The 15,082-nt window shown below is 34.8% G+C and carries 13 protein-coding genes and 1 tRNA gene; 10 read left to right on the top strand and 4 right to left on the bottom strand.

Annotation, left to right across the window (positions count from 1 at the left end; genetic code table 11):
* Positions 1-47 precede the first annotated feature (47 nt).
* The 3 genes from ACNFU2_RS05740 to ACNFU2_RS05730 all read left to right on the top strand — a co-directional run bounded on the left by ACNFU2_RS05740 (position 48) and on the right by ACNFU2_RS05730 (position 2,075).
* A tRNA-Arg gene (locus ACNFU2_RS05740) sits at positions 48-119 on the top strand.
* Between the two features lie 564 nt (positions 120-683).
* Complete coding sequence (locus tag ACNFU2_RS05735) at positions 684-1,688, top strand: SDR family oxidoreductase (RefSeq protein WP_273648294.1); 1,005 nt, start codon at positions 684-686, stop codon at positions 1,686-1,688.
* 195 nt (positions 1,689-1,883) lie between these two features.
* Complete coding sequence (locus ACNFU2_RS05730; protein ID WP_418124889.1) at positions 1,884-2,075, top strand: winged helix-turn-helix transcriptional regulator; 192 nt, start codon at positions 1,884-1,886, stop codon at positions 2,073-2,075.
* Between the two features lie 119 nt (positions 2,076-2,194).
* Here the strand turns inward: ACNFU2_RS05730 and ACNFU2_RS05725 are convergent, their stop codons facing one another.
* The 3 genes from ACNFU2_RS05725 to ACNFU2_RS05715 all read right to left on the bottom strand — a co-directional run bounded on the left by ACNFU2_RS05725 (position 2,195) and on the right by ACNFU2_RS05715 (position 4,773).
* Complete coding sequence (locus tag ACNFU2_RS05725) at positions 2,195-2,425, bottom strand: hypothetical protein (RefSeq protein ID WP_418124086.1); 231 nt, start codon at positions 2,423-2,425, stop codon at positions 2,195-2,197.
* Positions 2,426-2,798: 373 nt separating this feature from the next.
* Complete coding sequence (locus tag ACNFU2_RS05720; RefSeq protein ID WP_273648292.1) at positions 2,799-4,169, bottom strand: T9SS type A sorting domain-containing protein; 1,371 nt, start codon at positions 4,167-4,169, stop codon at positions 2,799-2,801.
* Positions 4,170-4,413: 244 nt separating this feature from the next.
* A complete protein-coding gene (locus ACNFU2_RS05715) occupies positions 4,414-4,773 on the bottom strand; it encodes a prevent-host-death protein (protein WP_172278770.1) in 360 nt (119 codons plus the stop codon).
* Between the two features lie 371 nt (positions 4,774-5,144).
* Between ACNFU2_RS05715 and gndA the strand changes: the two genes are divergently transcribed.
* The 3 genes from gndA to pgl are packed head-to-tail and all read left to right on the top strand — an operon-like array spanning position 5,145 to position 8,791.
* Complete coding sequence (gene gndA / locus ACNFU2_RS05710) at positions 5,145-6,563, top strand: NADP-dependent phosphogluconate dehydrogenase (protein ID WP_273648291.1); 1,419 nt, start codon at positions 5,145-5,147, stop codon at positions 6,561-6,563.
* Between the two features lie 10 nt (positions 6,564-6,573).
* Entirely contained in the window at positions 6,574-8,055 is a 1,482-nt protein-coding gene (gene zwf / locus ACNFU2_RS05705; protein WP_172278766.1) for a glucose-6-phosphate dehydrogenase, read from the top strand.
* Between the two features lie 25 nt (positions 8,056-8,080).
* A complete protein-coding gene (gene pgl, locus ACNFU2_RS05700; protein ID WP_273648290.1) occupies positions 8,081-8,791 on the top strand; it encodes a 6-phosphogluconolactonase in 711 nt (236 codons plus the stop codon).
* A gap of 307 nt (positions 8,792-9,098) precedes the next feature.
* Here pgl and ACNFU2_RS05695 read toward each other — a convergent pair whose 3' ends face one another.
* Positions 9,099-10,130 (bottom strand): helix-turn-helix domain-containing protein, encoded by a 1,032-nt coding sequence (locus tag ACNFU2_RS05695; protein ID WP_273648289.1) that lies wholly within the window; start codon positions 10,128-10,130, stop codon positions 9,099-9,101.
* Between the two features lie 207 nt (positions 10,131-10,337).
* Here ACNFU2_RS05695 and ACNFU2_RS05690 point away from each other — a divergent pair, with 207 nt between their 5' ends.
* The 4 genes from ACNFU2_RS05690 (at position 10,338) to ACNFU2_RS05675 (ending at position 14,619) form a co-directional block, all read left to right on the top strand.
* On the top strand, positions 10,338-11,129 hold the full coding sequence (locus tag ACNFU2_RS05690) for a hypothetical protein (protein ID WP_273648288.1): 792 nt from the start codon (positions 10,338-10,340) through the stop codon (positions 11,127-11,129).
* Positions 11,130-11,433: 304 nt separating this feature from the next.
* Positions 11,434-12,735: a M20 metallopeptidase family protein gene (locus ACNFU2_RS05685; RefSeq protein WP_273648287.1), complete on the top strand. Its 1,302-nt coding sequence runs from the start codon at positions 11,434-11,436 to the stop codon at positions 12,733-12,735.
* Positions 12,736-12,868: 133 nt separating this feature from the next.
* Positions 12,869-14,002 carry a lactonase family protein gene (locus tag ACNFU2_RS05680; protein WP_306612645.1) on the top strand — a complete coding sequence of 378 codons (1,134 nt, stop codon included), beginning with the start codon at positions 12,869-12,871 and terminating at the stop codon, positions 14,000-14,002.
* Positions 14,003-14,013: 11 nt separating this feature from the next.
* A complete protein-coding gene (locus ACNFU2_RS05675) occupies positions 14,014-14,619 on the top strand; it encodes a hypothetical protein (protein ID WP_306612643.1) in 606 nt (201 codons plus the stop codon).
* Positions 14,620-15,082: the final 463 nt, after the last annotated feature.

Genomic DNA, 15,082 nt, shown 5'->3' with positions numbered 1-15,082 from the left:
GAAGGTTTAATTCCTTCTGATCTTGTTACTTCAATCTATTACGGATCGGCTGCATAGTTTAATGGATAGAACTTCGGATTTCGGCTCCGACAGTGAGGGTTCGAATCCTTCTGCGGTCACAAAAAAAGGCAACTATTTGATAGTTGTCTTTTTTTTATAAATGTAAAATCTCTTTATCAACTCTTATGTTTAATCTGTTGTGTTTGATATTTTAGTCTATTTAAAATAAACATTCTGGAAGTGCTACAAATACTGTAGATAAAGTTTGCATAATACTCAATAATGGCTCTGCTCAACTTGCAGCCAACAAAATCTTATGTTATAATTTTTTTCCATCATATTTTAATTTTTTGTGGTTATATGGTATTCTTTGGACAGTCTATCATAAGGGATATTTTAATAACAATTAATCATCATTCCTTCGAACAATAATTTAATTATGATCTGTGTCATAAACTTTTGTTGAGCAGTCTATTACCTTTACACTTATACTCACTAAATAATTGTAATAAGATTATAATTATTAAACCGAATCAATTACAATCTTTTATCACTGAATATAATAGAGTATATGGCAATTGAGCAATCAGTAACATTTTCAATAATTCGCACTTAATATTGGCGTGTCCTGCTGCTTATTTTCAAATCATAAATTCTTTAAACACCAAATAAATCATATTGATATGGAAAGTAAAATAACAAGGAGAGATGCTATCGGAAAAATAGCTGCAACTGTTGCCGTGGCAGCCGTTGCTCCCGGTGCTTTAGCGCAGTCACAAAGTACTACTACAAGAAAAACGAATGCGAAGGAGCTTACGGATCCCCGGAACAAATATACCAAGCCGCCTTTTAATAAGCAATCGCAACCTTTTCCCGGATTGGCAAACAAAATGACACCGGTACCCGATCATGGAGAGAAGAGCTATGTAGGTTCTGGAAGATTAGAAGGAAGAAAAGCACTGATCACAGGCGGTGATTCAGGCATTGGTCGGGCTGCAGCTATTGCTTATGCAAGAGAAGGAGCGGATGTAGCAATTAATTATCTGCCTGCAGAAGAGGAAGACGCAAAGCAGGTGATTGAGCTCATTAAAAAGGAAGGTCGTAAAGGTATTGCCATCCCCGGGGATATTCGCAGTGAAGCCTTTTGCAAGCAATTGGTTACCCAGGCTGTACAGCAACTCGGAGGTCTGGATATTCTGATCAATAATGCAGGTCATCAGAAAGCCAACGAATCTATACTCGATCTTAGCTCCGAAGACTTCGACTGGACGATGAAAACCAATATCTACGCACCTTTTTGGATCACAAAGGCAGCTCTGCCTCATATGAAACCAGGCTCTTCTATCATTGGTCTATCGTCTATTCAGGCTTATGATCCATCCGCTGATCTTTATGATTATGCACAAACCAAGGCAGCAACGACCAATTATGTGAAATCTCTTGCCAAGCAACTGGGCCCGAAAGGGATAAGGGTCAATGGCGTTGCGCCCGGACCTGTTTGGACACCTTTGCAGGTAAGCGGAGGGCAGACACAGGAAAATCTGGAAAAATTCGGTGGTGATACACCGCTCGGAAGGCCGGGACAGCCTGCAGAACTCGCTTCTATATTTGTTCAATTAGCAGCTGATGACGCCAGTTTTGCAACTGGACAGATTTACGGAGCAGCCGGAGGTAAAGGACAGCCATAATCTTAACAACAATTAGAACATGGATTCGTTACGGAAAAAACATTTTACCATAATAATATTATGGTATTTCTTTATTTCCTTTCTAAAAGAAGTGCTTTTCAGGACGGTCAATTATTAAAAGAGTATGAAATTTTGTAATTACCACTTTATATTTATATGGAGCTCAAGGCGGCGATATAGGTTCGGGCTGTAGGCATAACACCAAAAGTTCTATCCAAAGAGTTACAGGAGCTTGAAGACAATTTGCTGATTAGCTGGACTGTGAATAATACGAAACCGGTTACCGTTTCTTATACACCCACTCAATATATGGAGGAGATTCTTCCGGTCATTGATGCCTTGCTTAATTTTGGTTTGAAACATAGGCAAAAAATAAAAGAAAAGTGATCAGAACAAACAAATAGATTTAAATAAGCCCTGTATGTATAACTAGGATTATTATAATAGCTATTAAGGAATGATTTCAAATCGGTAAGTATTGGTTTCAATGATTATTGCAGAATTTTCTATGAGGTGTTATTTCCCAACATCTTTTTTGTTACAAATTCTTTGAAGAAATAATCTCTGTATATATTTCCAATGGGGATTTCATTCTCCTTCATGTAAATGGTATTATTGTCTAGAGAATTTATATGCATGGAATTAACGATATAGGATTTACTCACCCTTTCTGCCCGGACAAATAAATAATAATTTGTACTGGGTTCTATATCGGAAAAACTTTGATCTATTTTCATTAATTTGGAGTAGCTTTTTGACTTTTATACTGCTTTTTGAAAACGTTCCAACCTGAGATTTTATCAATATTAAATTAATTGCAGTTTCCAAAAGGTATTATGATTATTTCAGAAAAATACTGAATGCCTCAGGCTCAGAAAGCGGTCCGTTTTCTACGATTCCTACAGCTGTTAACGGAAATATTATTAATCAGACTAACTCTTCTAATGCACCATTGGGCTACTTTAGATTATCAGAAGTGGATACCAAAGATTATACTATTCAATAGTGGGTTGGGATAAAATTTTTGCTAATAATATTTAAAAGTTGACGTTTGTAATCATAACAAAAGGCCTCTTAAGAGGCCCTTTTTATATCTAAATAACATTGATTTTATTCTTTCATCACTTTTTGCGATAAGGAAGTGCCGTCTGCAAATTGGATATTCAGCATATAGACTCCTTTTGTCAGTGCTGAGACACTGATCTTTTGGGATGAGGTGGTTAGAATGATCCTCCCTGCCATATCAAATAAAGTACATAATTTGATCTTTTTCTCTGTTTTTATATTGAGCTCGCCTTTTACAGGATTTGGATATATGCCGGAATTTTGAATTGAGGTTTCTTTGATACTCAGTTCTCCTGCATCGTAATACCTAGCAAAAACGCCATTAGATGCCGATAAACTGTATCCTACAATTATTTTTTTATTGTCCGGGCTAATAACAAGATCAACATTATAGTTAACCCCTCCTGCTGAGAACCCCGGTGTACCTATAGTTACCCAATTGTTGTTATCGAATTTTTTAACCGTAGTTCTCATATTGTTAGTACCGTCTGCATAAGCTATGTAAGGAATGCCATCCGATGCTATGGCAAGGTTGGTAAAAATGGCTGTGCCTGCGGAAAATTGTGCCGGACCTACTGTTTCCCAACTGGTACCGTTAAATTTCATAACAGTTGTTTTTTCACTGTCATTGAAATCTGAATAGCCAATATAAGGAGTACCATTAGGTGCGATTACAAGACTTACATACATGGCACTGAGATCTACCGAGAATCCGGATGTTCCTACCGTCTCCCAACTGGTACCATTAAATTTTTTCACGGTTGCTTTGCCTCCGCTAACAATGTCTCTGTACCCTGCATATAGAGTTCCATTCTGTGCTACAGCAAGATTGACATATTGGGCATCTCCAGCTGAAAAGCCTAATGTTCCCACTGTTTCCCAAATCGTTCCGTTAAACTTCATTACAGTAGCTTTTTTATTGTTATTATTATCTGAATATCCTACGTATGGTGTTCCATCAGGGGCTATAACTAAACTGATAAAAATGGGGCCGCTGCTCGTAAATCCTTGTATTCCTACTGTTTCCCAGCTGGTACCATTGAATTTTTTTACCGTCAATTTACTACCATTCGCATAATCCTGATAGGCAATATACGGAGTGCCATCCGGGGCTGTAGTGAGATCTATCTGAGATGTAATGCCATCCGAAAATCCTTCTGTTCCTACGGTTTCCCAATTGGTACCATTAAACTTCTTTACAGTGGCTTTACTATTGTTCACATAATCTCTGTATCCAAAATATAGGGTACCATTTGGTGTCATCGTAAGGCTGGTAACGTCAGAAGTTCCGAACGAAGGTTGGTTGGAGTCATCGGGACCCAGGGGCTGCCAGGTATTATTTTGACCGAATAAAAAAATAGAAAGGGAGAATAAATAAAGAAAGATAATCTGTCTAAAGAATAATTGTTGTTTCATTTTAGTTAAAAGTTTGCTTTAAATATACATAAAAAGCGGTATAGAAAATTAAAATGAAATAGCAAGTCTTCATCATTCCACAGCATATAAGGCTAGCTTTTCCCTTGATGAATACGTAAAGGAATAGTTGTCCGACAATTCAGTATTGCCTGAGCCTAATAAATCCGATAGGTATAACCATAGGAATACCTCTTACAGATTTAGAATAATATGCAATAAAAATTATTGTAAGAATACAAAAAAATTAATTGAGATCGTAATTTGCAATTACCAGACTAAGGATAAAGTGAACGTAATCCTGTTCAGCATCTTTTCTGTTGATCAGTTTATTTTTATATTCATAAGAATTTAGTTTCTGAGATAACTTCTGATAATCATCAAAAGTATCTCCCTTGATTTTTACCCTCATATTCCCATCTCTTTTCTGGATGATATCATCATCCAAAGTTCTCACCTTGAATAAAACTTCACACAATTTCGGCCGAGCATTCATTGATCCAGCATACCTCTCAACTATATTGATCTTAAAAGAATCAAACATAATTGTATTAAAAACAATGTTAGAGTTAGGCTCCTGCGTATTAAGCGCAAGTTTGTAGTTCATGAATTTAAATTTTGGCAAATATATGATTTAATTACACAAAATAGCATTCATTTTTCAATAGATTATTTTCATAATTATCAGGTCCTAGTCAAGCAGGAGAGGAGAAATGCGAAATAATTTTATATTTATTCACGTTATACTGAAATAAATAGACTGTTATTCAATAGTAGGGATCGTATATCTGTAAAATTTCGAATAAAGGTGAATTTTTTTCCTTTTTAAAAATCGGAAGATTATCCGTAAAAACTTGTTTTAAACTATCTTCTTATAAATGAGGAAGATGAAAAAAGTCAGGGAATTTTTCTATTCTTTTATTTTTTTCCTCATAGGCTTTGCGTAAATTTATTCTTTGTATAATAAATACCAATACAATGGAAGGATATAGTTATGGGATGGTCGGCCTTGGTGTAATGGGGAGAAATCTTCTTTACAATATTGCTGATAACGGTTTTTCAATCGCAGGATTTGACCTTGATGTAGCGAAAGTAAAAGAATTAGAGGCTGAGGCCACTTCAGAAATGAAAATAAAAGGGATAGGTTCCCTAGAAGATTTTGTTTCCGCATTGGAAAGTCCGAGGAAAATTATTCTTATGGTGCCGGCGGGCAAGCCTGTAGATGCAGTTCTTGAAAGCCTGACTCCGCTTTTAAGTAAAGGCGATATCGTTATTGATGCAGGAAATTCTTATTTTGAAGATACCAACAGACGTATTGCCGATTTGGCCTCAAAAAATCTGCATTTTATGGGGATGGGGGTTTCCGGCGGTGAAAAAGGTGCACGATTTGGACCGAGTATAATGCCAGGAGGAGATTTGGAAGCATTTCGTCTTCTTCAGCCTATGTTGGAGGCCATTTCTGCAAAAGTGGATAATGAAGCCTGTACCGCATATATGGGGAAAGGATCAGCAGGAAATTATGTGAAAATGGTTCATAATGGGATTGAATATGCCATTATGCAACTGATCAGTGAGGCCTATGACCTGCTAAAAAGAGGAGCTAAGCTTAACAATGATGAGCTATATCAGGTTTTTAAAGAGTGGAATAGCGGCGAGATGAACTCATTTTTAATAGAGATCACCCGGGATATTTTTCAACAGAAAGATTCTTTAACCGATGGATACCTGTTGGATCAGATTTTAGATAAAGCAGGGGCAAAAGGAACAGGAAAATGGACTTCTGAGCAAGCCATGGAAATCGGAGTTTCCATTCCGACGATTGATATTGCTGTTACTTCAAGAATATTATCAGCATATAAAGAAGAGAGGGTTCGCGCTTCTAAACTGTATTCAGACCGCGAAATAACAAATCCGGAAGATACTAAAGCATTTATTAAAGAAGTAGGAGATGCACTTTATCTGGCTACCCTGATCAGTTATGCGCAGGGACTGGCTTTACTGGTTAAAGCATCTGAGGAATATGGTTTTGAAATTCCGTTAAAAGATGTTGTAAAAATCTGGAGAGGAGGTTGTATTATTCGTTCCGTGCTGTTAGAGAAATTTTATCTGGCGTACACCCAAGACCCTCATTTATCCAATATCTTACTTGATAAGGATATTTCAGTTATTGTTAAAGAAAAAATAAGCTCATTAAGAAAAACAGCGGCTTATGCTGCCTCTAATGGAATTCCAAGCTTAGGGCTGCAGACTGCTTTAGGTTATTTTGATGCCTATACCACAGCATCTCTTCCTGTAAATCTTATCCAGGCTCAGCGTGATTACTTTGGAGCACATACCTATCAGCGAACCGACAGAGAAGGAGTTTTTCATACTTCTTGGCAAAGTCTAAATCAATAAATTCGGAAAAATGAATGAAAATAAAATCTTGCAGCCAACAACCATTATAATTTTTGGTGCTACAGGAGACCTGGCAAAAAGAAAACTTTTTCCGGCTTTTTATAACTTGTATATCGATGGCAGAATGCCAAAAGGCTTTAATATTGTTGCACTAGGAAGAGCAGATAATACTGATGAATATTTCAGGAGCTATATTAAAGAAAATCTGGAGCGTTTTTCCAGAAAAAAAGTGACTTCTGAGGACTGGGCAGGCTTTCAGGCACATATTACCTACTTTCAGCATCAGCTGGATGAAGAAAGTTCATACCTGTCGTTGTATGAGAAGCTGGAGGCTTTTGATAAAGTGTATGGCGTACGGGCCAACAGATTGTTTTACTTATCAATAGGACCTAATTTCATAGCTACCATTTCAAACCATATTAAAAATACAGCTTTAGCCGGTGATGCTAAAAAAGACCGCATCATTATCGAAAAACCTTTTGGCTATAATAAACAATCGGCAATAGAGCTTAATAGTCTTCTGGCACAGACATTTGAAGAAGAACAGATCTATCGTATCGATCATTATTTAGGAAAAGAAACCGTTCAGAATATATTGGCATTCAGATTTGGGAATTCTATTTTTGAACCTTTATGGGATCATAAATATATAGAATCTGTGCAGATCACTGTTGCCGAGGAAGTGGGGGTAGAGACGCGTGGAGCTTTCTATGAGCAAACCGGAGCATTACGGGATATGGTTCAGAACCATTTATTGCAAATCCTTTGTATGGTTGCTATGGAACCGCCTGCATCCCTTGAATCCGGGGAGATTAGAGACCGGAAAGTAGATGTTCTGAAAGCAATCCGTAGAATTTCTCCTGACCAGGTCGATCATTATGCGGTGAGGGGCCAATATGGAAAGAATATTATAGACGGTGTAGAAATAAAGGGATACCGCCAGGAAGATGGGATTGCTAAGGATTCCAACACAGAGACTTTTGCGGCTGTAAAATTCTACCTTGATAATGAAAGGTGGCAGAATGTTCCTTTTTATGTCCGTACCGGGAAAAAAATGAAAGAAAAACATTCTTATATTACGATCCAGTTTAAACCTTTGCCGCATTCAACGTTCTCGGATAGTCCTCATCTTTTATCAGCAAACAGGCTTATCATCAATATTCAGCCGCTGATGGATATCAGACTTCAGTTTATGACCAAAAAACCAGGGCTTTCGCTGGTCCTAAAACCGGTAGAAATGATCTTTGATAACTTTGTCTGTCAGGAGGATACCCCGGAAGCCTACGAAACTTTATTATTGGATGCGCTTATCGGGGACCTTACCTTATTTATGCGTTCCGATCAGGTAGAAGAAGCCTGGGATGTAGTTACTACTATACAGGAAGCGTGGGAAAATAATAAAGATGCCTCTTTCCCTAATTATAAAGCGGGGAGCTGGGGACCGGATGACAGTATTTCATTGGTTGAAAGACAGGGGCATAGCTGGGTGTAGCAAGTATTAATTTAAAAAGAAAAAAATGAATATTACGATATTTGAAGATCTGGATAAGCTGTATAAAAAAGCAGCAGATACCTTTGTTGATCTTTCAAAAAAATCAATAGAGAAAAACGATAAATTTGTTGTCGCGCTAAGCGGAGGCTCTTCTCCTAAGGCTATTTTCAACTTGCTGGCAACTCCCGGATATGCAGAAAAGATTGAGTGGAATAAAGTGTATTTCTTTTGGGTTGATGAACGATGGGTTCCTTTAGATGATGACAAAAGCAATGCTAAAATGACTTTTGAAGCCTTACTCAATAAGGTTCCGGTTAACAAAGATCAGGTTTTTCCAATGTATAAGGAAGGTATGGCACCTGAAGAATATGCTAAAGAATATGAACAACAGATCCGAAAAGTTCTTGGGCCGGACGGTATTTTCGACTTCATTCTTTTAGGAATGGGAGATGACGGACATACGGCTTCTTTATTTCCGGGAGAAAATGTTTTGGATGAAAAAGAAAAGTGGGTATCCGCTTACTATCTGAAACCTCAGGAAATGTTCAGAATTACTTTAACGGCACCATTGATCAATAAAGCGGATAACATAGTGGTTGTTGCATTTGGGGAGTCTAAAAGGCATGCGCTGAATGAGATACTCAACGGAGAATATAATCCCAAATTATATCCGATGCAGCTTATTGAGAAAAAAGAAGGTTTTCAGTTTTTCACAGATGAAAAAGCAGGAGGTTAAAATCTGAGCTATTTCAACTTATTTTAATCAGAAAATAGAACTTCGCGTCACTGAGCGCTAATTTTTTCAATACTTTATAAAAGTATTCAAAGATTGAAAATTGAATATATTGAGCGTCTAGATCTATAATGGATCTGGACGTTTTATTTTTAAATTGTATGTGGTTTTAGTGCCTTAGATCCTAATATTGAGAAGTTATTTTATCTAATCTTTGTGTGATTTCTCTGGATTTTTCACAAAGAAATATTGATTTTTTTTGAAAAATATTTTAAATAATATTATCTGAAAAATTAATTGTAAAAAGTTTTCATGCATCATTACAAATCAAAATTTCCTTGCTGTTAATATATTCCTGAGGAGTCATTTTAAATTTAGACTTAAAGACTCTGTTGAAAGTTGACCTGTTATAAAAGCCTATAGTAAGATATATTTCCTCCATTGAAAATTCTTCATTTTTGTCTTCAAGGGAAGCAATAAAAGCATTTAATCTAAACTCGTTCAGATAGGTTTTAAAATTATTTTTTGTGTAATTATTGATGGTTGTAGAAACGTATTGGGTATTGGAATTCACATCACGTGCTAATTGCTTGAGACTATATTCCGGATTTTTCCATGGTTTTTCAGTTTGCATTAACAGCTCAATTTTTTTAAATAATTTTTCATAAATAGTGATTGAAAGCTCATCCTCAGAATATTTATTCTTAAACAATCTCATTTTTTTCTGTTTCTCCAGTAAGAAGAAACCTTCTACGCTTATATTATTTTCCATTAAGAAAATGTAGACAGATTTCAATCTAAGAATTTGAATTGCATAGTATAAACAAACAGTAAAGATGATAAATGCCCAGACAATCATATAAGTATTGGAAACTTCATAGTAAAGAATATCATTGATATTTATATTGTCTTTTATAAAATAATAGTTAAATATAATACTTAATGGAAGACCTGTAAGTAAAATGGCCGATATATAAACTGTTTTCTTTACGTTGTAAAATAATAGCAATGCAATAGGAAATATAAAGACATATACAATAATACTTGGAAAATTCTGATAATATACAATGGTCAGAAAAGTATTTAAAAGCATAAGATAAGCCAAGGTAAGTTTTCCAACTTTCTGAAAGTTATAATCCCCAGAAACTAAAGTGAAAATATAACAAGGCCCTACTGTTAAAAGTAATATTAAATCATAAAAAAGGTGTTTGGTTCCCCAAAAATAGAGATCAAACAACAATGTGATGAACTGTTTCACCAATAATAAGAATATGATTTTTTTAGCGAAAGAATATTCTAATTTTTCTATTTTATTTTTTACTTCATCTGCGAGTACATGCATAACAATATATAATTATATAAAAGTGATGTTTTGATAATTTCATTGAATAATATCATGTATCATTTCCGTAGATGTAAACTTTAAAAATGGTTGATTTTAAGTGTTTTATAATTTTTACAAAATGAAACATATCTTTTTTTAAACTATTCGATTTTCAAAAATTGTGCCTATAATTTTGTAGGACATAAATTTTAAAAAAAAATTATTATGAAAAATTACCCGATTATTAGTATCGTATTATTATTGTTTTTATTCTTTAATCCTTTATTTTTTACTGCTCAAGTTGGGATTAATACAACAACACCAAATTCGAATTCTGTGCTTGATTTAACTTCAGATAATAGAGGTTTTTTACCTCCAAGATTAGCATTATCATCTATAAATTCTCCATCTCCTTTGTCCGAACATGTGGCAGGTATGGTTGTCTACAACATTGCTAAAGTAAATGATGTGAGTCCTGGTTTATATGTCAATGATGGAGTGCAATGGGATAAAATAAATCAGCCTTCTGACGATGAGTCGGGTTCCATATTGTTAAAACAAAAATACAGAGGAAGGAATCTACAGTCTAATGGCTTTAATAAACCAACATTAAAAGTGCCTTCCATGAATTTGGAGTTCAGATTTGCAACTTATAATGGTACAACACCTGGAGCCAATAGCGATAATTCCTATACATATATTGAAGTAAGATTATTGTCAGCTCCTGTTTCAGATGTTACTTATTATGCTAGTTTATTGTGGTTTGGGTCTAGCACAAATGGAAGTGTGCAGAATGTTACCTTTACTCCATCGAATTGGGATACATGGTCAAATGCTTTATCATACAATGGAAATTGGACAAGACCATGGGGATTTCAGTTTCAGATTTCTACAAAAGATGGAGTAATACCGGGAAGTAATGATTTAAAAGCGGGGTACTTTTATGGGTTTGATAGTTTTAATAATGGGGCAGGAGCCGAAAACGAAACATATGTTGTTGCATTCGAACAATACTAAGATTATCAAGAAGCAGATGAATATTTTCATTTATAACTGATATCTGTTTCTAAAATAATTATACAGCCTGAGATTATTTTCTAGGCTGTATTTTATTATATATAAGAAAGTAACTTTTACATGATCGTCTTTTTTGTAAAGCTTACTTTTATTTTAAGATGATAGTTATTAAGTTTTTGGAAACTAAGATTTTCACTAATGTAGTTACAATTTGTGTGTAAATTGTAATGATAATACTGCAATGATTGTTTATTATATATAATAATCAACGTTAACTCTTCAAAAAACTTAGATCAATTTTACTATGAAAAAACTTCTGTTAAGCTTAATTTACCTTAGTGTATCTGTTGTTTCTGCACAAAAACTGAAAAAGCCAGTAATATCCAACTCTAAAAAAGAGTTTTTTTCCCATCAATCTATTCAGCTCGAAACCGATAAAATTTTTAATAAACTTGTTGAGATCAGAAGAGATTTTCATAGAAATCCGGAATTGGCAGGTCATGAAATTCGGACTCAGAAGATGCTAAAACAGTATTTGATTGCCTTAGGACTTGAGGTAGAAACGGATATATATGGGTATGGAGTAGTAGGAATCTTAAGGGGTGAACGTGAAGGAAAGAAAATAGCCTGGAGATCAGATATGGATGCGCTTTTAAATGATTTTCCGGATCCGCAGCCTTTCAAATCAGAAACAAAAGGTATTCAACATAGCTGTGGTCATGATGTTCATATGGCGATCGGACTGGGAATCGCTGAAATTCTTGCTAAAAATAAAAAGCATTTAAAAGGAATCGTTTACTTTGTATTCCAACCGGAAGAAGAAACCTTTATGGGAGCTAAAGGAATAATGAATACTAATTTATTTTCCAAAATAGCTCCTGATGAAATATATGGTCTGCACGTAACCGCTCTCCCGGTAGGAGAAATAATAGTGAAGCCGAATGAAGTATTTGCTTATCAGAAAAGAATACGAATTGAATTAAAAAAAGAATTATCAAAAGAGGAGATAAAAAGTTTAACCGGGAAAATTCATACCTCTTTGTCCCGCATGAACGCAGGAAGTAAGCCATGGGAAATTCAGCATATAATAGATCCGGATATAGGATTGATAAACCCTAATACTATTTTTAAAGATTATCGCATCCTGGACGATAAGTTGAGTGTCTATTCTAGAAATGATCACTTCTTTCTCGAAGCTTATCTGTATGAGACCAATGCATCACGTGTTCCGAAAATAATTCCTGAAGTTAAAAGATTGGTGGAGGATGCTTATAAAAGTCAGCTTATTTCAGTTTCATTTATACAAGAAAACCCTACAGTCATCAATGATGAAAAACTGACCGGCACTGCAATAAAAACCATTCGTGATATTTACAGGATCAATGCAATTTCTCCTGATTATGGACAGGTTCCGTTTTTTAATGATGACTTTGCTTATTTTCAACAAAAAATACCAGGTGTATATTTTCTCCTTGGAGGTTCCAACTTTGAAAAAGAAATGATTGCTATGAATCATTCTCCAAATTTTCAAGTGGATGAAGAAAGCATAAGAACAGGGGTGAAGTATTTTTCATCGCTGATTATTGAACAACTTTATAAAAACTAAGTTCTTTCACGAAACTTTTTTTAAAATAATTCCTTTTTGAAAAGGGAACTTTAAAATTTTAAATAAAAAAAGATGTAGTTTTGAATCAAGCATCGTATAGTTTTATTAAACTCATTAGCATAGCAAAAGTAAATTGAAAAAAATTATAAGTATAGCCATTGCTGTTTCAGGATGGATTAATATGTATTCTCAAAGCACCTATGTTTTTTTTGGATCTTTTAACCGTGACAAAGCAGCTGATGGAATCTATGTATATCAGCTGAATACAGATACCGGGAAATTATCAAAAGTATTCAAAACAAAGAATATCCTGAATCCATCCTATATCACCCTGTCGCCCAACGGAAAATACATTTTTGCCTGTACGGAAAGTAAAACACCCAATGCCGGCAGTGTAAGCAGTTTTGAATTTGATCCTGCCAAAAAAACACTTAATTTTATCAATAGCCAAAAGAGTGGTGGTGAAAATCCGGTTTATGTAACTGTTCACAAAAATGGTAAATGGTTGTTGAATGGGAATTATACGGAAGGAAGTATTTCTGTATATCCAATTTCAGATAATGGAAAGATCTATCCGATGGTCCAACGGTTCCAGTTTTCAGAAGGAAGTGTCAATCCTGAAAGACAGGACCGTTCTCATATTCATTCAACCGTTTTTTCACCGGACTTTAATTATGTATTTGCTTCTGATTTGGGTGCGGATAAGATCAGGATTTATCAATTTAAAAATGATGCGGTTCAGCCAATGGATGATGCTGAGCCTGCTTTTATTCCTACTATGGCGGGAACGGGACCCAGGCATTTCACCTTTCACCCTAATGGTAAATTTGCGTATTGTATCGAAGAATTAGGCGGGGCGATTGATGTGTATTCCTATGAAAACGGAAAATTAGAAAACATCCAAAGAATCAGTACCCATAAAAATGAAGTAATAGATAATTTTGAAAGTTCAGATGTTCATATTTCTCCTGATGGAAAGTTCTTGTATGCTTCAAACAGGGGTAATGAAAATAATATTGCTATTTTTTCAATACTTGAAAATGGTACCTTAAAAACTGTAGGATATCAGCCCACTTTTGGTAAACAGGCAAGAGTATTTGAAATAGATGAAGAAGGGAAGTTTTTAATCGTGACCAATGCTGCCAGTGGAAATGTTTTTGTGTTCAGACGCAATCAGCAAACGGGATTGCTGCAGAAAGTAGGGAGGAAGCTAAAAATAAAAGGGGTATCTTGTGTGAAGATAAAAAAATACCACTCTCGTTCCTAATAATTTACTTTATGGACAAAGAAACAGCCAGATATATCATAGCGTATTTCAGCGAATTAATGACTGATCATGAAAAGTTAATCTTAACTTATCGCATGTATTCATTCATGTCTTTTTCCGATATTCAAACGGGAGATTTGGGAGAACTAAAATCAGATGAGTCTTCAGAATATGATCATGAAAAGATTAGATTAAATGTAGCAACCAGGATTATATCTGAATACCCTGAAAAAGTATTTTTTAACAATTGTCCAAAATGCGGAAAACTTGCGCGTACACCAAAAGCAAAGCAATGCAGGTATTGCAAATATAGATGGGATTATGTAGTAACAGCTCAGTTTAAACTTGATTTTGTTTTAGAAATTACCAATAGGCCCTTTTTTCTAATAGGACAAATTATCAATGGTGAAATAAATCAAAGCCACCTGATAGACATGACTAATGTGGGAATAGATAAATTAGTAAAAATTGACAGTATTGAATTTGCGCATTATCATCAAAATGAACAAATATCGGGTAGTATTGGACTGGCAACGAGTGGCCTGACAGAAGAAGAAAAGCAATATTTAAAAGATAAAAGTCCTTTTAGAAAACCAGTTAATATCATTAGTAAATAATGAGTAATCCATATTTCATACCGATTATTCAGTGTAATCATTCTGATAATAGACATATCCTTCAAAAAATGAATTCGTAAATATCTCTCTTGGATATTGAAGAGGAAAAGCTTAACCAATATTTTTAATGAGAAAATGTAAATATTATGCTTTTTATTTCATATTGTAGTGAATTAAATTATTTGCATAACTATTTATTAATGGTAGATTACAGATAATAATTTGTCACTAATTAATGAATTTTTGTAATTTAGCCGAAACTTAACCAGTAAATAAACTGAACGAATTTGCTAAAATTTAGATTGTCGGGGGTATTTACTAATAACCAATACAAGAGGTTGTCTTAAATGACAGCCTCTTATTATTTATTATAAGTAGTCCGAAATGGGAAACATTAGGGCGATAGACAATAAAAAAGCCTTCCGGAGAAGGCCTAAAAAAAACACAAATGTGATTAAATCAC

This window comes from Chryseobacterium sp. PTM-20240506 (genome assembly GCF_048296755.1).
In the GTDB taxonomy this organism is placed as follows: Bacteria; Bacteroidota; Bacteroidia; order Flavobacteriales; family Weeksellaceae; genus Chryseobacterium; species Chryseobacterium proteolyticum.
This window is presented reverse-complemented; position numbering and strand designations above follow the sequence as displayed.